This is a genomic window from Phenylobacterium sp. Root700 (assembly GCF_001429025.1).
In the GTDB taxonomy this organism is placed as follows: Bacteria; Pseudomonadota; Alphaproteobacteria; order Caulobacterales; family Caulobacteraceae; genus Phenylobacterium.
In genome coordinates, this window is record NZ_LMHT01000009.1 from 13,862 (window position 1) to 38,885 (window position 25,024).

Genomic DNA, 25,024 nt, shown 5'->3' on the forward strand with positions numbered 1-25,024 from the left:
GATCTGCCTGGGTTAGATGCTCCCCCTCTGGGGGAGCTGTCGGCGATAGCCGACTGAGGGGGAGGCTACGCTGTCAGTTCACCGGCCAGGGCGCGTTCGATCAGGGCGATCGTGCGTTCCAGGCCGAAGATCGCCGCGAAGGAGCCGAAGCGGGGGCCTTGGCTCTGGCCAAGCAGGACCTCGTAGAGCGCCTGGAACCAGCCGCGCAGCGGTTCGAACCCGGCGTCCTTGCCGACCTCGAAGACGTTGTTCTGGATGGTCTCGGCGTCGGCGTCGGCCGGCAGCGCCTTGAAGCGCTCGACCAGTTGCGTCATCGCCGCGCGTTCCTTGTCGTCGGGGGCGCGGAACTTCTTCGAGGGCTTCACGAAGTCCTCGTAGTAGTTGATCGCGAACTCGGTCAGCCGGTCCAGCATCGGTTCGCTTTCCGGGCTCGCGCCGGGGATGTAGCGGCTGATGAAGCCCCAGAGGATGTCCTTGGTCGAGGCGTCGGCGGCCGAGACCAGGTTCAGCAGCAGCGAGAACGACACCGGCGATCCGCGCTCGGGCGGGGCGCCGCGATGGACGTGCCAGGCGGGGTTGTCGATGGCTGGGCCGTTGGCGCCGTCGGCGCGCGCGCGATTGAACGCGTCGAGCTGCTGCAGGTACTCGTCCGTCGCCTTCGGAATGACGTCGAAATACAGCCGCTTGGCCGACTTCGGCGACTGGTACATGTAGTAGGCCAGGCTCTCGGGCGCGCCGTAGCGCAGCCACTCCTCCATGGTCAGGCCGTTGCCCTTGGACTTGGAGATCTTCTGGTTGTTCTCGTCCATGAACAGTTCGAAGTGGAAGGCCTCGGGCGGAGTCCCGCCCAGCACCTTGGCCAGCTTGTTCGACACCCGGACACTGTCGACCAGGTCCTTGCCGGAGGCCTCGAAGTCGACCTCCAGCGCCGTCCAGCGGGCGGCCCAGTCGGGACGCCATTGCAGCTTTACATGGCCGCCGGTCACCGGGACCTCGGTCAGGGTTCCGTCCTCGTCGGCGAAGACGATGGTGCCCTTCTCGACATTGCGCTCCAGGGTCGGGACCTGAAGCACCCGGCCGGTCTTGGGGCTGATCGGCAGGAACGGCGAATAGGTGGCGCGGCGCTCGTCGCCCAGCGTCGGCAGCATCACCGCCTGCATCGCGTCGAACCGGGTCAGCACCCGCAGCAGCACCTCGTCGAATCGGCCCGAGGCGTAGCAGTCGGTGGACGACATGAACTCGTAGTCGAAGCCGAAGCCGTCGAGGAAGGCGCGCAGGCGCGCATTGTTGTTGTGGGCGAAGCTCTCGTACTCGCCGAAGGGGTCGCGGACCTTGCTGACCGGCCGGTCGCGGTCCTCTTCCAGCATCTCGCGGTTGGGGACGTTGTCGGGGATCTTCCGCAGGCCGTCCATGTCGTCGGAGAAGACGATCAGCTTGGTCGGGATGGCGTCCTCGGTCAGGGCGCGGAAGGCGGTGCGGACCATGGTCGGGCGCGCGGCCTCGCCAAAGGTGCCCATGTGCGGCAGGCCCGAGGCCCCGAACCCGCATTGGAACACGACGGCCTTGTTCAGCGCCGGCAGGGCGGCGACGGCCTCGGTGAACTTGCCCTGGGCGAACAGGGTGGCGGCCATGTCGCGCTCGGCGTCCGACAGGCGAAGTTTGAGCACGCGGTCCAGCAGCAGCCGGGCCTGTTCGAAGGGCCAGCTTTTAGCTTCGCGGGCCTGATGGGAGAGGCCTCGCAGGGACGGGTTCTGGAGCGTGTTCTGAGACATGCTGCGGCCGTACCGCCCTAAGCCCCTCGCCTCAAGCAGACTTTTGCGCTCATCTTCGTCGTCGGGCTGTCACGGAACCGGAGGAAAACCCGGTCTGAACCGCTCTGGGGGAAGTTTAGATGATCACGCGCCGCCTTGGCCTCGCCGCCGCTCTGTCCTGCATCCTGGCGCTGGGCGCCTGCGGTAAGGCGAGCGAGCCCCCCGCGGCTACGCCGACCGTGGTCAATTTCTCGATCATGTCGACTGAGGGCCGCCAGACCCAGATGAACGAGTGGACGCCCTTCCTGGCGGATATGGAAAAGGCCATCGGCGTGCCGGTGAAGCCGTTCTTTGGCACCAACTACACCGCCCTGATCGAGGCCATGCGGTTCAAGCAGACCGATGTCGGCTGGTTCACGAACCAGTCGGGGCTGGAGGCGGTGCGGCGGGCCAATGGCGAGGTCTTCGCCCGGACCGTGAAGCCGAACGGGCCGGACGGCTACAACGCCGTGGTGATCGTCAAGAAGGGCTCGGGGATCACGCTGGAGAAGCTGCTCAAGTGCGACAAGAGCCTGACCTTCGGGATGGGCGACGCCAAGTCGACCTCCGGGACGCTGGCGCCGATGACCTATCTGTTCGCGCCGCGCGGGGTCGATCCCAACAGCTGCTTCCGCACGGTGCGGTCGACCAATCACGAGGCGAACCTGTTCGCGGTCGGCGAAGGCTTGCTGGACGCGGCGACCAACAACACCGCGTCGATGGACCGGATGGCGATGTTGAACACCGACCTGGCCAAGAAGACTCTGGGCAATGTCGAGGTCATCTGGACCTCGCCGCTGATCCCCGAGGACCCGATGGTCCGCCGCAAGGACCTGGACCCGGCGCTGAAGGCCAAGATCGACGCCTTCATCTTCAGCTACGGAACCGGCGAGGGGCCGGAGGCCGAGCGCCAGCGCAAGGTGCTGGAGCGCATCCAGACCAAGCCGTTCAAGCGCGCCGACGACAGCCATCTGCTGCCGGTGCGCGAGATGGAGGCCGCGGGCCAGCTGATCCAGGCCAAGACCAAGGGCGACGCCGCGGGCGTGAAGGCGGCGCAGGCCGAGCTGGCCAAGATCGCCGCCGAGAAGAAGGCGCTGCCAGCGGTCTAGCGGTCGGCCCCTTCTTTCCTCCCCCGCTACGCAGGGGCGGAAAGGGTGTCGCCAGGGAACCCAAGTTGTTGTCCGGCGTCATTGTGCCTGGCCCCAGGGAGGACGCGCCGATGAACCTGCTGATCGTCAAACGGGCCCTGGGGCTCTTCTCGATCGGGCTTGGCGTGCTGGCCGTGGCGGCGCCGGACAAGGTCGCGCGGTTCCTGGGGATCGAGGACGAGCAGGCGATGAGCGCGTTTGGCGCCCGCGAGATCGCGTCGGGATCGGGCCTGCTGTCGCCGGTGCGGCCTGGGCCGTGGTTCTGGCTGCGGGCGGGTGGTGACGTCCTGGACCTGGCGGCGCTCAGCCGCGCTGTCGGGCGTGACAATCCGCGCCGCGCCGTGGCGCTGACGGCTCTGGGCGTGGTCGCGGCCATCGCGGTGTTCGACTTCGCCATCGCCGCCCAGGCCACCCTGGATCAGCGCGCCGACCGCCGGGCCGCGGTCTAGCCTTCGCGCAGCAGGAAGTGGCCGCGCAGGAAGGCGACGGGTTTGCTGCGCGCCTCCTGCCAGGCCTCGACGTGCACATTGGCGAACTGGCGGCCGACCTTGCGCACGTCGGCGCGGGCGTAGGTGAACTGCGCCTTGCCGGGGCGCAGGTACTCGATGGAGATGTCGATGGTCTTGTGGACCCGGGACGCCGGCGAGGTCACGGAGAGCTGGGCCAGGGCGGTCATCTCCATGAACGCGCCCAGCGCCCCGCCGTGCAGGGCCGGCATCACGGTGTTGCCGACCAGATGCGGCGCGAAGGGCAGGGTGGCGGTCATCTCGTCCCCGGCCAGTTCGGCCCTCATGCCCAGGAAGCGGACATAGGGCACCCGGCCCAGGAAGATCTTGAGGCGTTCGGCGGCTTCGCTCATGCGACGGGACCCCGCTTGAGGACGAAGGCGGCCTGGGCCGTGGCGATCGGGTCGGCGGGATCGACGTCGTAGGCGTGGGCGCGGACGAAGGCGATGGACCGGGTCAGCTTGTAGCAGTGAGACACCGCTATGATGTCCGCGCGGGGCGTCGCGGCGCGCATGTAGTCGATGCGCAGGTCCAGGGTCGCCGTGGAAAATGGCGTCACGCCGTCGCTGGACGTCGAGATGATGGCCAGGCCGCAAGCGTGATCGAGGAGGGCGGTGATCACCCCTCCGGCGATGACCCCGGTGTCGGGATCGCCGACCAGGTCTTCGCGCCAGGGGGTCATGATGGAGCCTCTGGAGGGCTCGATGGAGAGCAGTTTGAAGCCGAGGGCGGAGGCTTGCGGCACGGTTTCCACCATGTTCCGCGCGATCTCGCGAAGGGCCTCGGGGGACATTGTCATCCCCGGTCTTTGAGGCGCCTCCGCCTATCGGTCAAGGTGACGGCGGGTCAACTGGCCCACCCTTTAGATCTGGCCGAAAGCCTGGGTGTAAACGGCGAGCGCGACGGCCAGAAGCGGCGTGGCGGCAAGAACCAGATTGGCGAAACCGTTGAAGGTGAAAGACTTGTGCATGGGAAGCTCCGTTTGGTTTGGGTGGGACCCGGTGGCCGCGTCCCGATGTCGCTTCTATAAGGAACGGTGTTCGCGAATACTCGTTACGTCTCGGTCATGACGTCGATTTCACATTATGAATACTCTGTAAGGTTTCTTGTTCAGGCCCCCGCCCCATATCGGAAGACATGATCCGTCCTGAGAGCCTGCTCTGTCCCAAGCCCCAGGGGCTCTATTGCGCGCCCGGCGACTTCTTCATCGACCCGGTGGTTCCGGTGACGCGGGCGGTGATCACCCACGGCCACGCCGACCACGCCCGCGCCGGCCATGGGACCGTGATCGCGACGCGCGAGACCCTGGCGATCATGGCCGAGCGTTACGGCGAGGACTTCGCCGGCAGCACCCAGGCCCTGGCTTATGGCGAGCCTATCGTCCGCGACGGGGTGGAGGTCAGCCTAGTCCCGGCCGGTCACGTGCTGGGCTCGGCCCAGGCGGTGGTGCGGTGGAAGGGTCTGACCATGGTGGTGTCGGGCGACTACAAGCGGCGGCGCGACCCGACCTGCCCAGCCTTCGAGCCGGTGTCCTGCGACGTGTTTATCTCCGAGGCGACCTTCGGCCTGCCGGTCTTCCGCCATCCCGACGACGGCCAGGAGATCGCCCGGCTGCTGCGCTCGGTCGCCCAATTCCCGGAACGCTCGCACATCGTCGGGGCCTATGCGCTGGGCAAGGCGCAGCGGGTGATCCGACTGTTGCGTGAGGCGGGGTGGGATCAGCCGATCCATGTCCACGGGGCGCTGGAGCGGCTGAACCAGCTTTATGAGGCGCATGGGATTGAGCTTGGCCGGTTGGAGCCGGCGACCTCGACGACCCGGCAGGATTTCGCCGGCGCGATCGTTATCGCCCCGCCCTCGGCCCTGGCCGACCGCTGGTCGCGGCGGTTCCCCGATCCGGTCGCCGCCTTCGCCTCGGGCTGGATGCAGGTGCGCGCCCGCGCCCGTCAGCGGGGGATCGAGCTGCCGCTGGTCATTTCCGACCACGCCGACTGGGACGAACTGACCGCCACCGTCGACGAGATCCGCCCCGGCGAACTCTGGATCACCCACGGCCGCGAGGAGGCCCTGGCCCGCTGGGCCGAGCTGCACGGGATCAAGGCCCGGGCGCTGGCGCTGGTCGGCTACGACGATGAGGCGGAGGACTGATGCGCGCCTTCGCCGAGCTTCTGGACAGACTGTCGCTGACGGCGTCGCGGAACGCCAAGCTGACCCTGGTGCGCGACTATCTGGCCGGGGCGCCCGACCCTGACCGGGGCTGGGCGCTGGCGGCCCTGACCGGCGACCTGTCGTTCACCGCGGCCAAGCCGGCCTTCATCCGCAAGGCGGTGGAAGAGCGGATGGACCCGACCCTGTTCCGCTGGTCCTACGACTATGTCGGCGACCTGGCCGAGACCGTCGCCCTGGTCTGGCCCTCGCGGCCCGGGGCCAATCGCGAGCCGGAGCTGTCGGAGGTGGTGGACGCCCTGCGCGGGGCCTCGCGCACCGAGGTGCAGCGGCTGATCGAGGGCTGGCTGGACGCTTTGGAGACCACCGGCCGTTGGGCGTTGCTGAAGCTGATGACCGGCGGCTTGCGGGTCGGGGTCTCCTCGCGGCTGGCCAAGCAGGCGCTGGCCGATATGGGCGGGGTCGAGGTCGCCGAGGTCGAGGAGGTCTGGCACGCCCTGCATCCGCCCTATGAGGACCTGTTCGCCTGGCTGGAGGGCCGCTCGGATCGGCCCTGCGCCAATTCGCCTGGACGCTTCCGGCCGGTGATGCTGGCCCAGGCGATCGACGAGGCGGTCGATTTCGCCAAGCTGGATCCCGCCGACTACGCCGCCGAATGGAAGTGGGACGGCGTCCGGGTCCAGGCGGTGAACGAGGGCGGGGTGCGCCGGCTCTACACCCGCAACGGCGACGACATCTCGCGCACCTTTCCCGACGTGCTGGAGGCCCTGGAGTTCGACGGAGCGATCGACGGCGAGCTGCTGGTGATGCGCGACGGAGAGTTGGCCAGCTTCGCCGACCTGCAGCAGCGGCTGAACCGCAAGAGCGTCGACGCCAAGCTGCTGATGAACTTCCCGGCGGGGATCCGGGCCTATGACCTGCTGTCGGAGGCTGGCGAGGACACGCGCGTCCTGCCCTTCGCTGAACGACGCAAGCGGCTCGAGGCGTTCGTCGGCACGCTGAAGACCAGCCGGATCGACCTGTCGCCCATACAGGCCTTTGAAAGTTGGGCGCAGTTGGCCGAGCTGCGCAGCGCGCCGTCGCCGGGCGATCCGCAGGTCGCCGAGGGCCTGATGCTCAAGCGCTGGAGCTCGATCTACGAGGCCGGCCGACCGAAAGGGCCGTGGTTCAAGTGGAAGCGCGATCCGTTCCTGATCGACGCGGTGCTGATGTACGCCCAGCGCGGCCACGGCAAACGCTCGAGCTTCTATTCCGACTACACTTTCGGGGTCTGGACGGAGGGGGAGGACGGCGCCCGCGCCCTGACCCCGGTCGGCAAAGCCTATTTCGGCTTCACCGACGAGGAGCTGAAGCAGATCGACAAGTTCGTCCGCGACAACACCATCGACCGCTACGGGCCGGTGCGGGCGGTGCGCGCCGACCTCCACCATGGTCTGGTGTTCGAGGTGGCGTTCGAGGGGCTGCAACGCTCCACGCGGCACAAGTCGGGCGTGGCCATGCGCTTCCCGCGCATCAGCCGCATCCGCTGGGACAAGCCGGCCGGGGAGGCCGACGAGCTCAGGTCGCTGGAACGGATGCTGGAGCAGATGGAGGGGCGTTGATCCCGATCCGCTTGGCCGCCAGCACCCAGACTACCGCCGCCTGCGCCAGACCCGAGGCCAGGCTGATCAGGGGCGCGTTGGCCAGGGGCGCGAAGAGGGCGCCGCCGGTTTCTTGGCCGACCGCCCAGCCGATGCTGCCGCCGACCCCGTAAAGCAGCCCCAGGGCCACGACCGCCGAGAAGTCGCCGCGCTGCGGGCGCTCGCCCATGCGGCAGAGGGCGATGACGCCGAGATCGCGCAGCAGGAAGGCGATCAGAGCGCCGGCCTGGCCGAGTTCGGGGGTCATCAGCGATCCGGTGGGCGCAGCGAAGGCCCCGAGCACCAGCAGGGTGGCGATCAGAAGCGGCGCCAGGGGCGCGGGGGTCAGCGGCGCGGCGCGGGCCAGGTCGCCCTTGGCCGCGAAGTGCGCGAACTGGCGGATCCGCACCCGGTCGGCGGGCTCGGCGAAGGCCGCCGCATAGGCGCTGAGCGCCACGACCAGCGAGCCGACCGCCAGGCTGGCGGCGAAGCCTTGGGTGCGCAGCACGAAGCCGCCAGCGAAGATCGCCAGGAAGATCAGGAAGGCCGGCCAGATCACGGGCGCGTTCTGCATCTGCAGCTCCAGCCGCATCAGCCGCCAGGCGCCGATCACGGCCCAGGCGGCGAACAGGGTCAGGGCCACGGCGCGGAAGGCCGCCGCCGACCACAGGCGTCCACCCCAGTCGACCAGGCCGTTGGCCGTGAACAGCGCGCCGAAGCCTTCAGTGCCCATGCCGCGTTGGAAGCCGGCCGACCCGGCGACCCAGGACAGCAGGATCGCGCCGATGATCAGCCCGCCCAGCACGCCGCTGGCGCGCGCGGTGCGGCCCTCGGCGCGCGCTTTGCGCACCCCGATCAGGGCCGCGCCCAGCGAAATGGCCTGCAGCAGGACCGCCAGGGCCAACATGAAGACAGCCGTGGTCGCCAGGCCGGTGACGCGGCCGGACAGGCCCGCGATCACCATCATCAGCAGACCGGTCAGGCCGCACAGCCAGGCCAGGCTGGCCCCGCCGAACAGCTTGCCCCAGGTCATGGCCCAGGGTTTCAGGGCCGAGAGGCGCTGGAAGTCCCAGGTGCGGTCGGCGATTTCGGTGAGGATGGAATTGCCGCTGGCCCGCGCGCCCCAGATCATCGCGCAGACCACGAACACCACCGCCCCGACCCCGCCCAGCGCCGGCAGGGCGCCGTAGGGATTGCTGCGGGTCAGGGTGATCGCCGCGCCATAGATCAGCAGCAGCACCACGCCGGCCCAGGCGATGCGGCGGGGCGAGGCTTCGAGCCAGAGATTGCGCTGGAATTCCGGGTTCATCGGGCGACCTCGGCCAGATAGGCGTCTTCCAGGGTGCGGCGGACGGGCTGGAAGGAGCGGACCTTGAGGCCCGCGCCGATCAGCCGGGCCAGCAGGGCGGCGTCGTCTTCGCCCTCGGGGGCCAGCAGGACGACCTCTTCGCCGTCGTGGCGTTCCAGGGTCACGCCGATGGCCGCCAGCCGCTCAGGCAAATCCTGCGGCGGATCGGCGAAGGCCACGGCGACCTGCAGGCCATGGCGGGCGCCGGACCCGGCCGCCACCACCCCGCCGCCGGCCACCGCGCCGTCGCGGATCATCAGCATGCGGGTGGAGTAGTCTTCCAGCTCGGCCAGGATGTGGGAGGAGACCACGATGGTCATGCCTTCGCCGGCTAGCCGCAGGATCAGATCCGACAGCGCGCGGCGCGCCTCGGGATCGAGCCCGGCGGCCGGTTCGTCCAGCAGCAGGACGCGGGGGCGGTGGACGATGGTCTGGGCGATGGCCAGCCGCTGCTTCAGGCCGCGCGACAGTTCGCCGGCCCGCATCTCCAGCCGGTCGGTCAGCTGCACGCGCGCGGCGGCTTCCTCGACGGCCCGAGGCGTTTCGCCCGGCGACATGCCGCGCGAGCGGGCGGCGTAGGTCAGGGCGCGGCGGACCGACAGTTCCTCATAGAGGCCGAAGAAGTCGGGCAGGTAGCCGATGGCCGCGTGGACGCCGCGCGGGTCGCCGCGGGTGTCGAGGCCGGCGACGATGATCTCGCCCTCGGTCGGGTTGTCCAACGCCGCCATGCAGCGCAGCAGGGTGGTCTTGCCCGCGCCGTTGGGGCCGACCATAGCCAGGACCGCGCCGGCCTCCACCGTGAACGACACCCCATGCAGCGCCCTGGCCGTGGGATAGTCGTAGACGACGCCTCGGACGTCGATCATCGGCGCGGCTGTCATGCTGGCTTTAGCTCCGGTTGCAGGAAGGCCATCAGGTCGTCGCCGGGGAACAGCAGGCCCCGGATCCCGGCGCGGCGCGCGGCTTCAAGGTCGGAGGGCTTGTCGCCGATCATGATCGAGCGGGACAGGTCCACCGGCCATTCATTCAGGGCCCGCAGGATCATGCCGGGGTTCGGCTTGCGGTCCGGCGGATCGGGATGGCGATAGGCGTCGAGCGCCGCGTCGGGGTGTTGCGGGCAGTAATAGAAGGCGTCGATGCGCGCTTCGATCTCGGCCAGGCTCTCGGACATCTTGGCGTGCAGGGTCACGACGTCGTCCTCGGCGTAGTAGCCGCGGCCGACGCCCGATTGGTTGGTGACCACGAACACCCACCATCCGGCCCGGTTGAAGGCGGCGACCGCCTCGCGGGCGCCGGGAATCCAATGGAAGTCCTCCCAGCGGTGCACATAGCCGGGGTCTTCGTTCAGCACCCCGTCGCGATCGAGGAACAGTGCGGGACGGGGCGGGGCGGTACGGGTCACAGGCGGGCTCACATTCGCCATTCTATAGCCCCAGACATCGACCGGGGCGCGCGCTTTCGCAATGGCGCCGTCGCGGGCTATGGTCCCGCCTCCTGTTTTCAGTCCCGAGGTCGCCTTGGCCGCTCCCGTGCTTTCCATCCAAGACCTGAAGATCGACTTCCAGACCTATGACGGGGTGGTCAACGCCGTCCGTGGCGTGTCGCTGGACGTCGGGCGCGGCGAGGTCCTGGGGGTGGTCGGTGAGAGCGGCTCGGGCAAGAGCCAGACCTTCATGGCGGTGATGGGCCTGCTGGCCGCCAATGGTCGGGTGTCGGGATCGGCGAAGTTCCAGGGCCAGGAGATCCTGGGGCTGAAGCCTTCGGCGTTGAACAAGATCCGGGGTTCGAAGATGACCATGATCTTCCAGGACCCGCTGACCGCGCTGACCCCACATGTGCGGATCGGCGAGCAGATCGCCGAGCCGCTGCGGCTGCACCTGGGGATGAGCGACAAGGCCGCTCGCGCCCATGCCAAGGACTGGCTGAAACGGGTGCGCATCCCCGACGCCAAACGCCGCCTGGACCAGTATCCGCACGAGCTGTCGGGCGGGATGCGCCAGCGGGTGATGATCGCCGGGGCCATGGCCTGTTCGCCGCAGTTGCTGATCGCCGATGAGCCGACCACCGCGCTGGACGTCACGGTGCAGGCCGAGATCCTCGATCTGATGGCCGAGCTTGGCCGTGAGACCGGCACGGCCATGGTGCTGATCACCCACGACATGGGCGTCATCGCCCGGCTCGCCGACCGGGTCTGCGTGATGAAGAGCGGGGCCTATGTCGAGGAGGGGCAGGCCGAGGCGATCTTCGCCGCGCCCAAGGCCCCCTATACCCGCGCCCTGCTGGACGCGATCCCGCGCCTGGACCGCACTGATCGGGGCGGCCGCCCGACCCTGGCGCCGGTGGCCGACGACGCGCCGGTGGTGGTCGAGGCCAAGGACATCGAGGTCCATTTCCCGGTCGAGCACGGCATGTTCGGCGGCCACAAGCTGCTGCGGGCCGTGGACGGGGTGTCGTTCAAGGTGCGCCAGGGCGAGACCCTGGGTGTGGTGGGCGAGAGCGGCTGCGGGAAATCGACCCTGTCGCGCGCCGTGCTGAACCTGATCCCCCCCACCGCCGGGGCGGTGACGATGCTGGGCCGCGACATCACCAACGCCGACCGCGAGAGCCTGCGGGCCGCGCGTCGCGACCTGCAGATCGTCTTCCAGGACCCGTTGGCCAGCCTCGATCCGCGCATGACGGTCGGGGATTCTATCGCCGAGCCGTTGCAGGTCTTCCGCCAAGAGTTGAACCACGCCGAGCGTGAGCTCGAGGTCCGCGCGATGATGGAGCGGGCGGGCCTGTCGCCGGCCTTGATCAACCGCTACCCGCATGAGCTCAGCGGCGGCCAGAACCAGCGGGTCGGCATCGCCCGAGCGATGATCCTGCGGCCCAAGCTGGTCATCTGCGACGAGGCGGTTTCGGCGCTGGACGTCTCGATCCGCGCCCAGATCATCGACCTGCTGATCCAGCTGCAAAAGGAGATGGGGCTGGCGATGATCTTCATCAGCCACGATCTGGCGGTGGTGCGCGAGATCAGCCACCGGGTGATGGTGCTGTATCTGGGCCGGGTGATGGAGGAGGCCGACCGCGACCAGCTCTACGCCGCGCCCCAGCATCCCTACACCCAGGCCCTGCTGTCGGCCGCTCCGATCCCCGACCCGGTCCGCGAGCGTAACCGCAAGCGCCTGAAATTGTCGGGCGAGCCGCCCTCGCCGATGGATCCGCGCAGCGCCCTGCGCTTCCTGCCCTCGCGGCTCAGCGCTGATCCCAAGGCCCCGGTCTACATGCCGCAACTGCGCGAGGTGGCCCCAGGGCACCTGGTCTCCGAGTTCGACCCGCCGGCGGAAGCGGCCTGACCATGACGCGCAAGATCATTCCCGTCCTGATGTCCGGCGGCGCGGGCACGCGCCTGTGGCCGCTGTCGCGCGCTGCGCGGCCCAAGCAGTTCCACCGCCTGGGCGGCGAGCACACCTTGATCCAGGACACCGCCCTGCGGCTGACCGGCGAGGCCTTCTCGGCGCCGGTGGTGATCTGCGCCGAAAGCCAGGCCGACCTGGCGCGCGCCCAGCTCGCCGAGGTGGGGCTGACGCCGGCCGCCATCATCACCGAGCCAGCGCCCCGCAACACCGCGCCAGCCTCGGCCGCCGTGGCGGCCTATGGCGCGCAGATCGATCCTGACGCGCTGATGGTGTTGCTGCACGCCGACAATCTGGTGGCCGACGTGGCCGCCCTGCACGCCGCCATCGAGGCCGGACGCGCGGCGGCGGAGGCCGGCGAGATCGTCCTGTTGGGGCTCAAGCCGACCGGCCCCTCCACCGCCTACGGCTATATCCAGGCGACCGGGCAAGGCGCGGTCCGCAAGGTGGCCAGCTTCGTGGAGAAGCCGGACCTGGCCACCGCCGAGCGCTTCGTCGCCGACCCGGACTATAGCTGGAACGGCGGGATGTTCCTGTTCAAGGCCGGGGTCTTCGTCGAGCAGACCCGCAGGCTGGCGCCTGAGGTGGCGCGGGCGGCCGAGGCGGCGGTGGCCGGCGCGCGTCGCACCGGCGACGTTATCGCCCTGAGCCCGGCCTTCCTGGAGGCGCCCAGCATCGCCATCGACGTGGCGGTGATGGAGAAGACCGACCGCGCCAGCGTGGTCGAGGCCGATATCGGCTGGGCCGACGTCGGCAACTGGAGCGCGCTGTGGGAGCTGTCGCCTAAGTCGCCGAGCGGCGATGCTTTGGAGGGCGAGGTCGTGGCCGTCGACACCCGCAACTGTCTGGCCCGCACCGACGGCCCGGTCGTGGTGCTGGCCGGGGTCGAGGATATCGTCGTGGTGGTGGAGAACGGCGTGGTGCTGGTCNCGGACCTGCTCTGACAAGGCGCGACGGCAACTTCCGGGAAAGACTTCGGGGCTAAGCTCCGCGCGAATTTGACGCATAGATGCGTCGGGGATCGCGCCTTGGAAATCGAAGTCCTTCGCCCGCAGGATCTGTCGTCGGCCTCGGTCGCGCGATGGTCGGAGCTGCAGGCCGGCGACATTGCGCTCGACTCGCCCTTCCTGTCGCCCGAGTGGGCGCGGGCGGTGGAGCGTGTCCAGGGCGAGGGCGCACGCAGCATTCGCGTCGCCGTGTTGAAGCAGGACGGCCGCGAGGTCGGCTTCTTTCCGGCGCGGGTCGGCGCCTATACCGCCATGCCGGTCGGCGCGCCGATGTGTGACTATCAGGGCCTGATCGCCGAGCCCGGCGTCCAGATCGACGCCAAGCGGCTGGTCGAGGCGCTCGGCGTCCACCGGCTGGACTTCACCTCCATGCTGGAGACCCAGCCCAGCTTCGCGAGCCACGCCCGCGGGCGGTTCCTCTCCTACATTGTCGATGTTCCGGGGGGCTACGGCGCCTATGAGGCCGAGCGCCGGGCGGTGGGCAAGTCCACCCTGAAGGACGCCGACAAGAAGCGCCGCAAGGTCGAACGCGAGGTCGGCGAGCCGGTGTTCCAGGCCTTTTCGCGCTCGCGCTCCGACTTCGACCAATTGCTGACCTGGAAGCGCGCGCAGCTCAAGGCGACGAGCCAGACCGATATTTTTGGAACCGGCTGGCCCCTGGCCCTGTTGCGCCGCCTGTTCGAGAGCCGCGAGCCGAACTTCGGCGCGGCGCTGTTCACCCTGCACTTCGGCGATCGCCTGGCCGCGGTCCACCTGCATATCCACGGGCGCAAGACCGTGCACGGCTGGATCATCGCCCATGATCCCGAGTTGGAGCGCTATTCGCCCGGCATCCTGCTGTTCCAGGACATCCTGCGCTGGATGGACGACACCCCCTATTGCCGGCTGGATCTTGGCCCCGGCGACTATCGGTTCAAGCGTGACCTGGCCAATGAGACCCTGGGCGTGACACACGGCTTTGTCGGCCTGCCGTCAGCGGCGGCCTTCGCGCGTCGCGCGGCCTATGGCGTGCGCCGGGCGGCCGAGGCCCTGCCGCTGGGACGGGTTTCTGAACTGCCGGGCAAGGCCATGCGCCGCATGGATGTCTGGCGCGGCCTGAGCTGAGCCTCAGGCGTAGAGCTCGGCGAGCCGCCGCCTCAGCCCCTGCGTCTCTTCGCCGGGCGAAAACGGCGGGATGGTCATGAAGTCCTCCAGCTGCTCGCGGGAGAAGTCGGACAGCAGGTCGAGGCGCCCGTCCCGGACGGCCTCGACGATCCCCAGCCCGCGCACGAACACCGGATCGACGAGTTTCAATCGGCCCTGGCCGTCGGCCATCACATTGCCCGGCCGGATGTCGGACCCGCCCCAGAGCTTGAAGCGCCGCGCGCCCTCAAGGATCAGGTCTGTAAGCCGCCCGCGCAAGGCGGCCAGATCGTCGTCGGCCTCGGCGAACGGGAGGTCGGGGGGCGGGGCGTAGCCGCTGTCGTTGACGATGCCGAGCGCGCTGCAGAACGCGGCCGCCTGCGCCTCGTTCGCGGGCCACAGGCGTTCCATGACCACCACATAGCCGTCGCGGCGCAGCGGCAGGATGGCGTCGATCCGTGGCAGCCAGCGGTTGGGCGGCCCGTCCAGGCAGGCCTGGGCGTGCAGGTGATAGGCCGGATCAAAGGGTGTGACCCGGGCCGCCTGGGCGCCGGTCGGATCTGCCAGCACCCAAGACCAGTCGCCCAGACCTACCTGCCGCCAGCCGGCGGCCTCCAGCAGGTCGCGGGCCTGATCGGCGCTTGCGGACTTGGGAATGGCCGGCGTCGGGGACATCTTGTTGAAATAACCGCGAACGGCGGGCGCCGCCAAGCGTGACCAATGGAGGCCCGCCGCATTGCGATACGAGGCCTTGGCCGCTAGACGTGACCCATCTCCCACATCGGCTCTGACATGACGCTTTCCATCGACGACATCCGCGCCGCCGCCGACCGACTGAAGGGGCACATCGAGCGCACGCCCTGCCGCCATTCGCGGACCCTGTCGGAGATTACCGGCGCCGAGGTGTGGGTGAAGTTCGAGAACCTGCAGTTCACGGCCGCCTACAAGGAGCGCGGGGCGCTCAACACGCTCCTGCAACTGTCGGACAACGAGCGCGGGCGCGGCGTGATCGCCGCCTCGGCCGGCAACCACAGCCAGGGCCTGGCCTATCACGCCGCCCGTCTGGGCATTCCCGTGACCATCGTCATGCCGCGCTCCACCCCCTTCGTGAAGGTGCAGCAGACCCGGGCGCACGGCGCCAACGTGGTGCTGGAAGGCGACAATTACGACGCCTCTTCGGAGGTCGCGATGAAGCTGCAGGTCGAGCGCGACCTGGCCTTCATCCACCCCTTCAACGACCTGCAGGTCATGGCCGGCCAAGGCACCGTCGCGCTCGAGATGCTCGAGGACGTGCCGGATCTGGAGATCCTGCCGATCCCGATCGGCGGCGGCGGGCTGATCGCCGGCTGCGCCACCGTGGCCAAGTCGCTGAACCCCAAGATCGAGGTGATCGGCGTCGAGCCGGCCATGTATCCGTCCTTCACCGCCAAGATGCGCGGCGTGAACGGGTCCAGCGGCGGGGCGACCATCGCCGAGGGCATCGCGGTCAAACAGGTGGGCGAGCTGTCCTACTCCATCGCCCGGCCGCTGATCGACGAGGTGCTGCTGATCGAGGAGCCGCACTTCGAGCGTGCGGTGGCCCTGTACTGCAATGTTGAAAAGACCGTGGTCGAGGGCGCCGGCGCGGCCTCGCTCGCCGCCCTGCTGGCCTATCCCAGCAAGTTCAAAGGCAAGAAGGCCGGCCTGATTGTCACCGGCGGCAACATCGACACCCGGCTGCTGGCCTCGGTCCTGACCCGCGAACTGGTGCGCGACCAGCGCCTAGTCAGCTTGCGGATCATCGGCGACGACCGGCCGGGCCTGCTGGCCACCGTCTCGGCGGTGATCGGCCAGATGGGCGCCAACATCATCGAGGTGGCCCACAACCGCCTGGCGCTGGACGTCCCGGCCAAGGGCGCAGAGTTCGACATCATGATCGAGACCCGCGACGCCCAGCACACCCAGGAAATCATGGACGCCCTGCGCGAGTGCGGTTATCCGCCCCGCGCCGTCTAGCAAGGTCTCGATATGAAGCTTCTGATCCCCGTTCTCGCCGCTGTCCTGGCGCTCGCCGGCTGCAGCCGCGGCGCCGATGCGGCCGATGTCGCCAAGTCGGCCACCGAGGCCAAGGCCTATATGGAAACCAACGCCAAGGCCGAGGGGATCAAGACCCTGCCGTCGGGCGTGCAGTACAAGATCGTCAAGTCCGGCCCGACCGCCGGCCTGAAGCCCGGTCCGCAGGACGAGGTGAAGGTCCACTACGAGGGCAAGCTGGTCTCGGGCAAGATTTTCGACTCGTCCTACGAGCGCGGCCAGCCGGCGGCCATGCCGCTGCCGGCCCTGATCCCGGCCTGGAAGGAAGCCCTTCAGCTGATGCGTCCGGGCGACGAGTGGATTCTCTATGTGCCGCCGGAGATGGGTTATGGCGAAGAGGGCGCGGGCGGCGGCGAAATCCCCGGCAACAGCGTGCTGATCTTCCGCATCGAACTGATCGACGTGCTGCCGGCCCCGGGCCGCATCCAGCAGGGCTAAACCAGGGATGCTCCCCCTCTGGGGGAGCTGTCAGCCGATTGGCTGACTGAGGGGGACTTCTGACTCTATCTTCGTCAGCGAAGTTCCCCCTCCGTCTCAACGCTTCGCGTCGATCCACCTCCCCCAGTGGGGGAGGATCTAAGGCACGCCTCAGGCCGTCTTCATGCGCAGCGGACCCATGTAGTCGCGCTTGCCGAGCGGCACGCCGCGCGCGCGCAGGATGTCGTAGGCGGTGGTGGCGTGGAAATGCAGGTTCGGGGTCGAGAACGACATCAGGAAGTTCTCGGCGGTGAACGGCATCTTCCGCTCGCCGAACGCGAAGAACATGTCGCGGCCTTCAAGGGCGTTGACCTCCTCGGCCGTGAGCGCCTTCAGGCTCGCGATGGCGTCGTTGATCAGCTTTTGCAGGCTGGCGTAGTCCTTGGCGTTCTGGTCGCCGCCCGGCGAGAACACCCCGGCCTTCACGCCCTCGATCGCGCCCAGCGAGTGGTGGGCGACCGAGATGATCTGGAACCGGAAGTCCAGCATGTCCGGGCACATGCGCGCCTGGACGATCTCCTGAGGGTCGATGTTGTTGTCCTGACAGTGGGCCAGGCCGCGCTCCAGGAAGCCGGCGACGCCGCCAAGCGTCTGAAGGAATGAAGCTACGCTGACGTCGTAGAGTGAGATCGCCATTTTCCTGGTCCCCAATATGATTTGTGCGGGCACTTTCGGCTGGCCGAGCGCGAGTGGCCAGGGGTTTTCAGCGTTCCGTGGCGGCAAGCATCTCCTCCATACCGGGCGCTTGAAGGCTTGCGCCGAGCCGCCCGCCCCTGTTTGGTGACGCCCAAACCAGATCAAGGGGAAACCGCCAGATGCGTCTCACCAGCCCGCGGATCGCGCCGCTTCAGAACGCCGAAATGGACGCCGAGCAGCAGGAGATCGTGGCGCCGATGGGCGATCGCGTGCTGAACATCTTCCGCACCATGATCCAGGCGCCGAAGNGCGAGCGCGAGATCGTCATCCTGCGCATCGGGTTCCTCTGCAAGTCCGGCTACGAGTGGACCCAGCACGTGCCGATCGGCCAGCGCGCCGGGCTGACCGACGACGAGGTGGCGCGGATCAAGGTCGGGGCGGGCGCGCCCGGCTGGAGCCCGGCCGACCAGGCCCTGCTGCGGGCCTCCGACGAACTGCACCACGATCAGTTCATCACCAGCGACACCTGGGCCGCCTTGAAGGCTCACTTCAGCGACAAGCAGTGCATGGACGTGGTGTTCACCGCCGGCCAGTACACCCAGGTCTCGATGATCCTGAATTCGTTCGGGGTGCAGCTCGACGCCGGCCAGACCCTCGATCCCGACCTGAAGGGCTTCTGATCGTGCGGCTCGCGGGCAAGACCGCCATTGTCGTCGGCGCGGGCCAGACGCCCGGCGAGACCATCGGCAACGGCCGCGCCATGGCGCTGCTGTTCGCCCGCGAGGGCGCGCAGGTCCTCTGCGTCGACCGGCTGGCCGAGCGCGCCGAAGAGACCGCCGCGATGATCGTCGCCGAGGGCGGCGAGGCCGCCGCCTTCACCGCCAACATCACCAAGGCCGACGAGTGCGCCGCCCTGGTCGAGGCGGCCAAGGCGCGTTGGTCGCGCATCGACATCGTGGTCAACAATGTCGGCGTCGGCGGGGGCGGCGATGGGCCGGCCCACAAGCTGACCGAGGACGCCTTCGACCGCATCCTGGCGGTCAACCTCAAGGGCGCCTGGCAGGTGTCGAAGGCGGTGCTGCCGACCCTGCGTGAACAGGGCGCGGGCTCGATCGTCAACATCTCGTCCCTGGCCTCGATCGCCGGCGGCGCTCAGGTCGCCTACGAGATCTCTAAGGCGGCCCTGAACCGCCTGACCACCAGCATCGCTCAGGCCAACGCCGGCAAGGGCGTGCGCTGCAACGCCATCGCCATGGGCCTGCTCGACACCCCGATGGCGGTGGCGGGCATCGCCTCGGCCAGCGGTCAGGAGCAGCAGGCGGTGCGGGACGCGCGCAACGCCCGGGTGCCGCTGAGCGGCCAGATGGGCACGGCCTGGGACACCGCCTATGCGGCGCTGTTCCTGGCGTCGGACGAGGCGCGGTTCATCACCGGCACGGTGCTGTTCGTCGATGGCGGCATGTCCAGCCGGATCGGCTAATTCTCGCTCGTCATCCTCCGGTCGCCTGAAAGGCGATCCGGGGGACCCAAGCTGAGTTGCAGAACGTGATAGGCCCTATGGGTCCCCCGGATCTCGCTTCGCGAGCCCGGAGGATGACGAGCGTGGGCTGGCTACCCGCCATATCCCCGCGCCATCGCCGCGGCGAAGATTGGGATCAGGGCGAAGACCGCGACCTCGGCGATCATGAACCGCCGCACGCCGGCGACGTCGGTGGCGGTCAGGGCGAAGTCCGGTTCGCTCTTCGCGCGCCTGCGCCATTGCAGGATGCGCACGGTCGGCGGCGCCGACAGCAGGCCGACCACCAGGAAGGCGGCGATCTTGGCCCAGAAGGAATGGTTGCCGAGGTAAAAGTCTGGCCCCTTGATCCCGTAGAACACCCGCGCGAATCCGACCGCGAGGATCAGGACCGCGATCAGCCCGTAGTGCAGGTCGATGATCCCCAGCCGCCTCAGGCCGGCCCCGGCCAGGCCGGGGCGGATCATGGCCAGTTCGGCCGCCAGGATGCCGGCCAGGCTGAAGATCAGAAGGTGATGGACGATCGCCAGGATGAGGTCGGTCAAGGTCGCGCTCCGCTGGTTGTGGAGCACAACATGACGTCATTATTATACGATGTAAATATTAGTTTGGCGCGGATCACTTCAGGCGCAGGACGACCGCGCCGGCGGCGATGAGGCAGGCCGCCGCGATCCTGGATGGGGTCAGCTTTTCCTTCAGGAAGACGGCGGCGATGGCGGTCGCGAACAGGATCGAGGTCTCGCGCAAGGCGGCGATCACCGCCACGGGGGCGTGGGTCATGGCCCAGAGCGCCAGGCCATAGGAGGTCAGGGTGCCGAAGCCGCCGACCACGCCAAGGCCCAGATGGGCGCGGGCGTAGGGCAGGAAGGTGCGCCAGCGGGCGGCCAGGACCCAGGCCAGCAGCGGAACGCCGCTGAGCAGGGTGAGCCAGAGCGTATAGGCGGCCGGCGCGCCCGAGGCGCGGACGCCAGCCCCGTCGACCAGGGTGTAGCTGGCGATGACCACGGCGTTCAGCAGCGCCGCCCGCAGGCCCTGGACGTTCGTCCCGCGCCCAGCGAGGGCCAGGCTCAGCACGCCGCCGCAGATCAGGGCGACGCCGGCCAGGGCGGCCGGGCTGAGAATCTCGCCGAGCCAGAAGCTGCTGACCAGGGCGACGATCAGCGGGGCGGTCCCGCGCATCAGCGGATAGGCCTGGCTCATGTCCGCGCCGCGATAGGCGCGGGCGACCAACAGGTAATAGCCGACCTGCAGCACCGCCGAGGTGGCCAGGAACGGCCAGCTCTCGCGCGCCGGCTGGGCCAGGAACGGTAGGGCCAGGGCCGAGATCGCCGCCGCCGAGGACGCCACCAGAATGGTGGTCAACAGCTTGTCGGGCGCGCCCTTGACGATGGCGTTCCAACTGGCGTGGAGCAGGGCCGCGAAGAGGACGATGCCGAAGACGCTGAGGGGCATGGAAGGGTCGAGCCTACATCCCGGAATCGTCATGGCCGGGCTTGTCCCGGCCATCCATAGACACCGAGTTCAAGCGGAAAGCGCAATGTTTATGGATCCCCGGCCTTCCGCTTGGCTTCAGCCGGGGATGACGAGCTTTCTTTAGTCCGTGAACACCACGGTCTTGGCGCCGTTCAGCAGCACCCTGTCCTCCAGGCGCCAGCGGACGGCGCGGGCCAGGACGCGGCGCTCGATGTCGCGGCCCTTGCGGATCAGGGCGGCCGGGGTGTCGCGGTGGCTGATGCGCTCGACGTCCTGCTCGATGATCGGACCTTCGTCGAGGTCGGCGGTGACGTAGTGAGCCGTGGCCCCGATCACCTTCACGCCGCGCACATGGGCCTGGTGATAGGGCTTGGCGCCCTTGAAGCCGGGCAGGAACGAGTGGTGGATGTTGATGCAGCGCTCTTCCAGCTTGGCGCTCAGATCGTTGGACAGCACCTGCATGTAGCGGGCGAGGACCACGAGTTCGGTCTGGGTGTCCTGGATCAGCCGCCAGATCGCGGCCTCCTGCTCGGCCTTGGTGTCGCGGGTCACCGGCAGGTGATGGAAGGGCACGTCGGAGATGTCGAGGTTGGCGTAGGTCTCCTTCGGGTGGTTCGACACCACCGCCGAGATCTCCATCGGCAGTTCGCCGCGCCGCCAGCGATAGAGCAGGTCGGCCAGGCAGTGGTCCTGCTGGCTGGCCAGGATCATCACCTTTCGTTTCACGCTGGGATCGCGCAGGCTCCAGCGCATGGAGAAGCCCTTGGCCAGGGTTTCGAAGTCGCCGCGCAGCAGCTCGACGTCCGCGCCCTTGGCGTCGAACACCACCCGCATGAAGAACTTGCCAGTCTCCTGGTCGTCATACTGCTGGGCGTCGAGGATGTTCGCCCCGCGCTCGAACAGGAAGGTGGAGACGCGGGCGACGATGCCCGGTTGGTCGGGACAGGAGAGAGTCAGGATCATGGCGCCCGTCTAGGGCGCGTTCCTGACTAATCCGTCAAGCTTTCAGCCTTCCTGGCTTGGAGTCGGGGCGACGCGAGGTCTAGGGTCGCGCCATGCCGAGTTCAGAAGTCCTGACGCCCCGCGCGCTTGAGATCCTCGAAACCCTGGTGGGGTTCGACACCACCTCGCGCCTGTCCAATCTCGCCCTGATCGCGTGGGTGGAGGCCTATCTGGACGGTTATGGCGTGGCCCATCGGCGGGTGCCGAACCATGACGGGACCAAGTCCAACCTGCTGGCGACCATCGGCCCGGACCTGGAGGGCGGGGTGGTGCTGTCGGGCCATACCGACGTGGTGCCGGTCGACGGCCAGGCCTGGACCACCGACCCCTTCAAGCTGACGCCCAAGGACGATGGCCGCATCTATGGGCGCGGGACCTGCGACATGAAGGGTTTCCTGGCGCTGTCGCTGGCGGCGGTGCCGGACCTCGTCGCCTCCAGTCCGAAGAAACCGGTGCACCTGGCGTTTTCCTATGACGAAGAGATCGGCTGCCTGGGCGCGCCCGACATGATCGCGGTGATCGCCGCGCAGCTGCCGCGTCCGGCCCTGGTGGTGGTGGGCGAGCCGACCAACATGGAGGCGGTCAGCGGCCACAAGGGCATCTCGACCTTCACCGTCACGGTGACCGGCCACGAGGCCCACTCCAGCCAGACCCATCTGGGCGTCTCGGCGATCATGGAGGCGGTGAAGCTGATGGGCTCGCTGTCGGCCTTGGCCGAGCGGTTGGAACGTGAGGCCGATCCGGCTTCGCCGTTCCTGCCCAAGCATTCGACCCTGACCATCGGCATCGTCCATGGCGGCACGGCGGGCAACATCCTGGCCCGTGAATGCGCCTTCCAGTTCGACCTGCGCTGCGCGCCGGGTCAGGACCCGATGCAGATCCTGGAGCCGTTCTTCGAAGAGGTCCGGGCGCTGGACGCCGCGATGCGGGCGCGGTTCGCGAACGCCGGGGCCAAGATCGTCCGCCGCTCGGGCACGCCTGGCCTGTCGCCCGAAAAGGACGGGGCGGCCGAGGCCTTCGCCCGCCGGCTGGCCGGCGACAATGGTCCGCCGCGCGTGGTGCCTTACGCCGCCGAGGCTGGGCAGTTCCAGGAGGCGGGGTTCTCGACCGTCATCTGCGGCCCCGGCTCCATCGACCAGGCGCACCAGGCCGATGAATACGTGGAGCGCACGCAGATGGAGCGCGGCGGCGCCTTCATGGCGCGGTTGATCGACTGGGCCGCAAGGGGCGAATGACCGGGCGGCGGCCGGTCAGGTCGCGCGGGTTCCAGGTCATGGCCTTGGCGATCTCCCAGGCCGAGGCGCGGCGGCCGGCCTGAACGACGCGCCGGCTCTTGGCGATGGTCGGCAGGCCCTTCAGCGACTCCTTGAACGCCCGCCAGACGATGTGGGCGTGGGGCCAGTTCTCGCGGCGGCTGGAGATATAGGCCACCCCCATCAGGTGCAGCGGCACGACGATGGGCAGCAGGATGGCCGGGGTGTCCTTGTAGACCACGTAGAAGCGGTTGCGGGTGCCGTGGAACACCGCGAACTCCGACTTGCGTCCGCCGCTCGAGGCCGAGCCGACATGGCGGATCACCGCGCGCGGAACCAGCAGGGTCGGTTCGCCGGCCAGCTGCAGCCGGTAGCCCAGGTCGACGTCCTCCGAGTAGCAGAAGAAGAATTCGTCGAAGCCGCCCAGCGTCAAGAACAGCTGGCGGTCGATCATCATCGCCGCGCCGCAGGGGGAGAACACCTCGCCCTCGGGGGTGTCGCCGGGATCGCGCGACAGATAGCCGCCGCGATAGGGGATGCCATAGCCCGACATCACGTCGCCCAGGCCGTCCAGCAGGCCGGGGTCCTCGTCCATCAGTTGGCGCGAGGTGAAGGACAGTAGGCTCGGATGGCGCCTCGCGGCGTCCATCAGCGCCTCCAGCCAGTCTGGTTGGGCGAAGGCGTCGGGGTTGAGCAGCACGTACCAGCGGCCGCGCGCCAGCCGCGCGCCCTGGTTCCCAGCTCCGGCGAAGCCCAGGTTCTCGCTGTTCTCGATCAATTGAACGAAGGGGAATTCGCGCGCGATCGCGCCGTCGCCGGGATCGGGCGAGGCGTTGTCGATCACCAGGGTTTCGAAGTCCGCAAAGGTCTGCGCGGCCAGCCGCTCCAGACAGGTCCGCAGGGTCGGGCCGGAGTTGTAGGCGATGATGCAGACGGTGATCGCGGGTGCTTGCGCCTTGTCTTCCTGCGCGCGCTCGTTCATGCGGTGGCGGTTTCCAACTTGCCGGGCAGCCATGACGTCGATCACGCCGCTTTCGATCCCCGAGGTTCTGCTTATCACGCCCAAGCGTCATGGCGATGCGCGAGGCTGGTTCGCCGAGACCTGGAGCCGTCAGGCCATGGTCAAGGCCGGGCTGGAGCACGACTTCGTTCAGGACAATCAGGCGTTCAACGCCGCCGCCGGCACCGTGCGCGGATTGCACTTCCAGCAGGCGCCCCACGCCCAGGCCAAGCTGGTCCGGGCGCTGCGCGGCGCGATCTACGACGTGGCGGTCGACGTGCGGCCGGGATCGGCGACCTATGGCCAGTGGGTCGGCGCCAATCTGACCGCCGAGGGCGGCGAGCAACTGCTGGTGCCGCGCGGCTTCGCGCACGGCTACTGCACGCTGACCGATAATTGCGAGATCTTCTACAAGGTCGACGGCCTCTATGCGCCGCAGACCGAGGGCGCGCTGCTCTGGAACGATCCGGACCTGGCGATCGACTGGCCGATCAGCGGCGAGGCGATCCTGTCGGACAAGGACCGCGTCGCGCCGCGGCTCAAGGACATGCCGAGCCCGACATTCTGACATGGCCGAAGGGGCGAAGATGAGCGAACTGGCCGGTCTCCTGAACATCGAGGCCATCGACCTCGACATGTTCCGCGGTCACACGCCGCCGGGCGAGACCCGCCGCATCTATGGCGGCCAGGTGGTGGCCCAGGCGCTGACGGCGGCCTATCGCACCATCGACGGGCGGGTCTGCCACTCGATGCACGCCTATTTCATCCGCGGCGGCGACCCGAAGATCCCGATCCTGTTCAAGGTCGAGCGGGTGCGTGACGGCGGCACCTTCACGATGCGCCGGGTGGTGGCGCTGCAGCACGGCCAGCAGATCTTCAACCTGGCGGCCTCGTTCCAGGTCCCCGAGCCGGGGCTTGAGCACCAGATCGAAATGCCGGCGACGCCTGGCCCCGAAGGCTTGATGGACGAGGACGAACTGCGCGCGGCCGGCGGCGAGACCGAGCAGCGCCGCACCTGGCCGATCGAGGTGCGTCCGGTCGACCCGCCGCCCTACGGCAAGGCGCCGATCATGGATCCGAACCAATCGGTCTGGTTCCGGGCTCGCGATCCGCTGGGCTCGGACCCGATGGTCCACCAATGCGGCCTGGCCTACGCCACCGACATGACCTTGCTGGACACCTCGTTGCGCCCGCATGGGGTGGAGTGGAGTTCCGGGCGGCTGCAGGTGGCCAGCCTCGACCACGCCCTGTGGTTCCACCATCCGAGCGACTTCACGCAGTGGCACCTCTATGTGCAGGACAGCCCCTCGGCGTCCGGCGGCCGGGGCTTCAACCGCGGCTCGATCTTCTCGGCCGACGGCAAGCTGGTGGCCTCGGCCACCCAGGAAGCCCTGATCCGGTATAGATAGCGAGATCCTCCCCCGCTGGGGGAGGTGGCGCGCGCAGCGCGACGGAGGGGGCTCCGCGGCAAGAGTCGTAGTCCCCCCCCCCCC

At 68.7% G+C, this 25,024-nt stretch carries 25 protein-coding genes and 1 pseudogene; 14 read left to right on the plus strand and 12 right to left on the minus strand.

Features of this window, described 5'->3' with window-relative positions; genetic code table 11:
* Positions 1-65: 65 nt before the first annotated feature.
* Positions 66-1,772, minus strand: coding sequence for a lysine--tRNA ligase (locus ASE02_RS04025; protein WP_056731411.1), 1,707 nt, complete (start codon positions 1,770-1,772; stop codon positions 66-68).
* A 119-nt stretch (positions 1,773-1,891) separates the two neighbouring features.
* Between ASE02_RS04025 and phnD the strand changes: the two genes are divergently transcribed.
* Together phnD and ASE02_RS04035 are read left to right on the plus strand one after the other, a co-directional pair.
* Positions 1,892-2,899, plus strand: coding sequence for a phosphate/phosphite/phosphonate ABC transporter substrate-binding protein (gene phnD, locus ASE02_RS04030; protein WP_056731414.1), 1,008 nt, complete (start codon positions 1,892-1,894; stop codon positions 2,897-2,899).
* Between the two features lie 110 nt (positions 2,900-3,009).
* The gene (locus tag ASE02_RS04035) at positions 3,010-3,387 is read left to right on the plus strand and encodes a hypothetical protein (RefSeq protein WP_056731416.1); all 378 of its coding nucleotides are present in this window, start codon (positions 3,010-3,012) and stop codon (positions 3,385-3,387) included.
* Here ASE02_RS04035 and ASE02_RS04040 read toward each other — a convergent pair.
* The gene (locus ASE02_RS04040) at positions 3,384-3,797 is read right to left on the minus strand and encodes a PaaI family thioesterase (protein ID WP_056731418.1); all 414 of its coding nucleotides are present in this window, start codon (positions 3,795-3,797) and stop codon (positions 3,384-3,386) included. The genes ASE02_RS04035 and ASE02_RS04040 overlap by 4 nt on opposite strands.
* Positions 3,794-4,237: a PaaI family thioesterase gene (locus tag ASE02_RS04045; protein WP_056731419.1), complete on the minus strand. Its 444-nt coding sequence runs from the start codon at positions 4,235-4,237 to the stop codon at positions 3,794-3,796. Before ASE02_RS04045 ends, ASE02_RS04040 begins: the two co-directional genes overlap by 4 nt.
* A 344-nt stretch (positions 4,238-4,581) precedes the next feature.
* Between ASE02_RS04045 and ASE02_RS04050 the strand changes: the two genes are divergently transcribed.
* Positions 4,582-5,592, plus strand: coding sequence for a ligase-associated DNA damage response exonuclease (locus ASE02_RS04050; protein ID WP_056731421.1), 1,011 nt, complete (start codon positions 4,582-4,584; stop codon positions 5,590-5,592).
* Positions 5,592-7,211: a cisplatin damage response ATP-dependent DNA ligase gene (locus ASE02_RS04055; protein WP_056731423.1), complete on the plus strand. Its 1,620-nt coding sequence runs from the start codon at positions 5,592-5,594 to the stop codon at positions 7,209-7,211. The genes ASE02_RS04050 and ASE02_RS04055 overlap by 1 nt, the downstream gene beginning before the upstream one ends.
* Here ASE02_RS04055 and ASE02_RS04060 read toward each other — a convergent pair.
* From ASE02_RS04060 to ASE02_RS04070, 3 genes are read right to left on the minus strand one after another with little or no spacing between them, the layout of a single operon-like run.
* Entirely contained in the window at positions 7,168-8,538 is a 1,371-nt protein-coding gene (locus tag ASE02_RS04060) for a hypothetical protein (protein ID WP_056731425.1), read from the minus strand. The two genes, ASE02_RS04055 and ASE02_RS04060, sit on opposite strands and share 44 nt — an antisense overlap.
* Positions 8,535-9,458 carry an ABC transporter ATP-binding protein gene (locus ASE02_RS04065; protein WP_200957607.1) on the minus strand — a complete coding sequence of 308 codons (924 nt, stop codon included), beginning with the start codon at positions 9,456-9,458 and terminating at the stop codon, positions 8,535-8,537. The genes ASE02_RS04060 and ASE02_RS04065 overlap by 4 nt, the downstream gene beginning before the upstream one ends.
* Positions 9,455-9,979, minus strand: coding sequence for a D-glycero-alpha-D-manno-heptose-1,7-bisphosphate 7-phosphatase (locus ASE02_RS04070; protein WP_369818519.1), 525 nt, complete (start codon positions 9,977-9,979; stop codon positions 9,455-9,457). The genes ASE02_RS04065 and ASE02_RS04070 overlap by 4 nt, the downstream gene beginning before the upstream one ends.
* Before the next feature lie 127 nt (positions 9,980-10,106).
* On the opposite strand from ASE02_RS04070, the gene ASE02_RS04075 reads away from it, so the two are divergent.
* The 3 genes from ASE02_RS04075 to ASE02_RS04085 all read left to right on the plus strand — a co-directional run bounded on the left by ASE02_RS04075 (position 10,107) and on the right by ASE02_RS04085 (position 14,083).
* Positions 10,107-11,912, plus strand: coding sequence for a dipeptide ABC transporter ATP-binding protein (locus tag ASE02_RS04075; RefSeq protein ID WP_200957608.1), 1,806 nt, complete (start codon positions 10,107-10,109; stop codon positions 11,910-11,912).
* A 2-nt stretch (positions 11,913-11,914) separates the two neighbouring features.
* On the plus strand, positions 11,915-12,901 hold a 987-nt coding region (locus ASE02_RS04080; protein WP_235536608.1), incomplete at its 3' end, for a mannose-1-phosphate guanylyltransferase.
* A 99-nt stretch (positions 12,902-13,000) separates the two neighbouring features.
* Positions 13,001-14,083, plus strand: a complete 1,083-nt coding sequence (locus tag ASE02_RS04085) for a GNAT family N-acetyltransferase (RefSeq protein WP_056731431.1) — start codon at positions 13,001-13,003, stop codon at positions 14,081-14,083.
* A 3-nt stretch (positions 14,084-14,086) separates the two neighbouring features.
* On the opposite strand, the gene ASE02_RS04090 is transcribed toward ASE02_RS04085, so the two are convergent.
* Positions 14,087-14,776, minus strand: a complete 690-nt coding sequence (locus ASE02_RS04090) for a hypothetical protein (RefSeq protein ID WP_156405901.1) — start codon at positions 14,774-14,776, stop codon at positions 14,087-14,089.
* Between the two features lie 117 nt (positions 14,777-14,893).
* On the opposite strand from ASE02_RS04090, the gene ASE02_RS04095 reads away from it, so the two are divergent.
* Positions 14,894-16,096 carry a threonine ammonia-lyase gene (locus ASE02_RS04095; RefSeq protein WP_056731434.1) on the plus strand — a complete coding sequence of 401 codons (1,203 nt, stop codon included), beginning with the start codon at positions 14,894-14,896 and terminating at the stop codon, positions 16,094-16,096.
* Positions 16,097-16,108: 12 nt separating this feature from the next.
* A complete protein-coding gene (locus tag ASE02_RS04100; RefSeq protein ID WP_056731436.1) occupies positions 16,109-16,612 on the plus strand; it encodes an FKBP-type peptidyl-prolyl cis-trans isomerase in 504 nt (167 codons plus the stop codon).
* Positions 16,613-16,762: 150 nt separating this feature from the next.
* Here ASE02_RS04100 and ASE02_RS04105 read toward each other — a convergent pair whose 3' ends face one another.
* A complete protein-coding gene (locus ASE02_RS04105) occupies positions 16,763-17,287 on the minus strand; it encodes a DUF1993 family protein (protein ID WP_056731438.1) in 525 nt (174 codons plus the stop codon).
* 309 nt (positions 17,288-17,596) lie between these two features.
* Between ASE02_RS04105 and ASE02_RS04110 the strand changes: the two are divergent.
* Positions 17,597-17,967: pseudogene (locus ASE02_RS04110) on the plus strand (carboxymuconolactone decarboxylase family protein); the annotation flags it as partial.
* 2 nt (positions 17,968-17,969) lie between these two features.
* On the plus strand, positions 17,970-18,767 hold the full coding sequence (locus ASE02_RS04115; RefSeq protein ID WP_056731441.1) for an SDR family NAD(P)-dependent oxidoreductase: 798 nt from the start codon (positions 17,970-17,972) through the stop codon (positions 18,765-18,767).
* A 131-nt stretch (positions 18,768-18,898) separates the two neighbouring features.
* Here ASE02_RS04115 and ASE02_RS04120 read toward each other — a convergent pair whose 3' ends face one another.
* From ASE02_RS04120 to purU, 3 genes are all read right to left on the minus strand, one after another.
* Positions 18,899-19,348, minus strand: coding sequence for a DUF2214 family protein (locus ASE02_RS04120; protein ID WP_056731442.1), 450 nt, complete (start codon positions 19,346-19,348; stop codon positions 18,899-18,901).
* Between the two features lie 73 nt (positions 19,349-19,421).
* Positions 19,422-20,255, minus strand: coding sequence for an EamA family transporter (locus ASE02_RS04125; RefSeq protein ID WP_056731445.1), 834 nt, complete (start codon positions 20,253-20,255; stop codon positions 19,422-19,424).
* A 141-nt stretch (positions 20,256-20,396) separates the two neighbouring features.
* The gene (gene purU, locus ASE02_RS04130) at positions 20,397-21,239 is read right to left on the minus strand and encodes a formyltetrahydrofolate deformylase (protein WP_056731447.1); all 843 of its coding nucleotides are present in this window, start codon (positions 21,237-21,239) and stop codon (positions 20,397-20,399) included.
* A gap of 92 nt (positions 21,240-21,331) precedes the next feature.
* Between purU and argE the strand changes: the two genes are divergently transcribed.
* Positions 21,332-22,513: an acetylornithine deacetylase gene (gene argE, locus ASE02_RS04135; RefSeq protein ID WP_056731450.1), complete on the plus strand. Its 1,182-nt coding sequence runs from the start codon at positions 21,332-21,334 to the stop codon at positions 22,511-22,513.
* Here argE and ASE02_RS04140 read toward each other — a convergent pair.
* Positions 22,473-23,513 (minus strand): glycosyltransferase family 2 protein, encoded by a 1,041-nt coding sequence (locus tag ASE02_RS04140; protein ID WP_056731452.1) that lies wholly within the window; start codon positions 23,511-23,513, stop codon positions 22,473-22,475. The genes argE and ASE02_RS04140 overlap by 41 nt on opposite strands.
* 31 nt (positions 23,514-23,544) lie before the next feature.
* Here ASE02_RS04140 and rfbC point away from each other — a divergent pair, with 31 nt between their 5' ends.
* Positions 23,545-24,099 (plus strand): dTDP-4-dehydrorhamnose 3,5-epimerase, encoded by a 555-nt coding sequence (rfbC, locus tag ASE02_RS04145; protein WP_056731454.1) that lies wholly within the window; start codon positions 23,545-23,547, stop codon positions 24,097-24,099.
* A gap of 19 nt (positions 24,100-24,118) precedes the next feature.
* Complete coding sequence (locus tag ASE02_RS04150; protein ID WP_056731689.1) at positions 24,119-24,940, plus strand: acyl-CoA thioesterase II; 822 nt, start codon at positions 24,119-24,121, stop codon at positions 24,938-24,940.
* Positions 24,941-25,024 lie beyond the last annotated feature (84 nt).

What these genes read in the sequence shown, in the direction of transcription:
- ASE02_RS04025 (WP_056731411.1), bottom strand. Translation starts at nt 1,772, where the DNA reads ATGTCTCAGAACACGCTCCAGAACCCGTCCCTGCGAGGCCTCTCCCAT.
- argE (WP_056731450.1), top strand. Translation starts at nt 21,332, where the DNA reads ATGCCGAGTTCAGAAGTCCTGACGCCCCGCGCGCTTGAGATCCTCGAA.
- ASE02_RS04150 (WP_056731689.1), top strand. Translation starts at nt 24,119, where the DNA reads ATGAGCGAACTGGCCGGTCTCCTGAACATCGAGGCCATCGACCTCGAC.
- ASE02_RS04055 (WP_056731423.1), top strand. Translation starts at nt 5,592, where the DNA reads ATGCGCGCCTTCGCCGAGCTTCTGGACAGACTGTCGCTGACGGCGTCG.
- purU (WP_056731447.1), bottom strand. Translation starts at nt 21,239, where the DNA reads ATGATCCTGACTCTCTCCTGTCCCGACCAACCGGGCATCGTCGCCCGC.
- ASE02_RS04065 (WP_200957607.1), bottom strand. Translation starts at nt 9,458, where the DNA reads ATGACAGCCGCGCCGATGATCGACGTCCGAGGCGTCGTCTACGACTAT.
- ASE02_RS04035 (WP_056731416.1), top strand. Translation starts at nt 3,010, where the DNA reads ATGAACCTGCTGATCGTCAAACGGGCCCTGGGGCTCTTCTCGATCGGG.
- ASE02_RS04100 (WP_056731436.1), top strand. Translation starts at nt 16,109, where the DNA reads ATGAAGCTTCTGATCCCCGTTCTCGCCGCTGTCCTGGCGCTCGCCGGC.
- ASE02_RS04090 (WP_156405901.1), bottom strand. Translation starts at nt 14,776, where the DNA reads ATGTCCCCGACGCCGGCCATTCCCAAGTCCGCAAGCGCCGATCAGGCC.
- ASE02_RS04095 (WP_056731434.1), top strand. Translation starts at nt 14,894, where the DNA reads ATGACGCTTTCCATCGACGACATCCGCGCCGCCGCCGACCGACTGAAG.
- ASE02_RS04060 (WP_056731425.1), bottom strand. Translation starts at nt 8,538, where the DNA reads ATGAACCCGGAATTCCAGCGCAATCTCTGGCTCGAAGCCTCGCCCCGC.
- ASE02_RS04045 (WP_056731419.1), bottom strand. Translation starts at nt 4,237, where the DNA reads ATGTCCCCCGAGGCCCTTCGCGAGATCGCGCGGAACATGGTGGAAACC.
- ASE02_RS04050 (WP_056731421.1), top strand. Translation starts at nt 4,582, where the DNA reads ATGATCCGTCCTGAGAGCCTGCTCTGTCCCAAGCCCCAGGGGCTCTAT.
- ASE02_RS04105 (WP_056731438.1), bottom strand. Translation starts at nt 17,287, where the DNA reads ATGGCGATCTCACTCTACGACGTCAGCGTAGCTTCATTCCTTCAGACG.
- rfbC (WP_056731454.1), top strand. Translation starts at nt 23,545, where the DNA reads ATGACGTCGATCACGCCGCTTTCGATCCCCGAGGTTCTGCTTATCACG.
- ASE02_RS04140 (WP_056731452.1), bottom strand. Translation starts at nt 23,513, where the DNA reads ATGAACGAGCGCGCGCAGGAAGACAAGGCGCAAGCACCCGCGATCACC.
- ASE02_RS04125 (WP_056731445.1), bottom strand. Translation starts at nt 20,255, where the DNA reads ATGCCCCTCAGCGTCTTCGGCATCGTCCTCTTCGCGGCCCTGCTCCAC.
- ASE02_RS04040 (WP_056731418.1), bottom strand. Translation starts at nt 3,797, where the DNA reads ATGAGCGAAGCCGCCGAACGCCTCAAGATCTTCCTGGGCCGGGTGCCC.
- phnD (WP_056731414.1), top strand. Translation starts at nt 1,892, where the DNA reads ATGATCACGCGCCGCCTTGGCCTCGCCGCCGCTCTGTCCTGCATCCTG.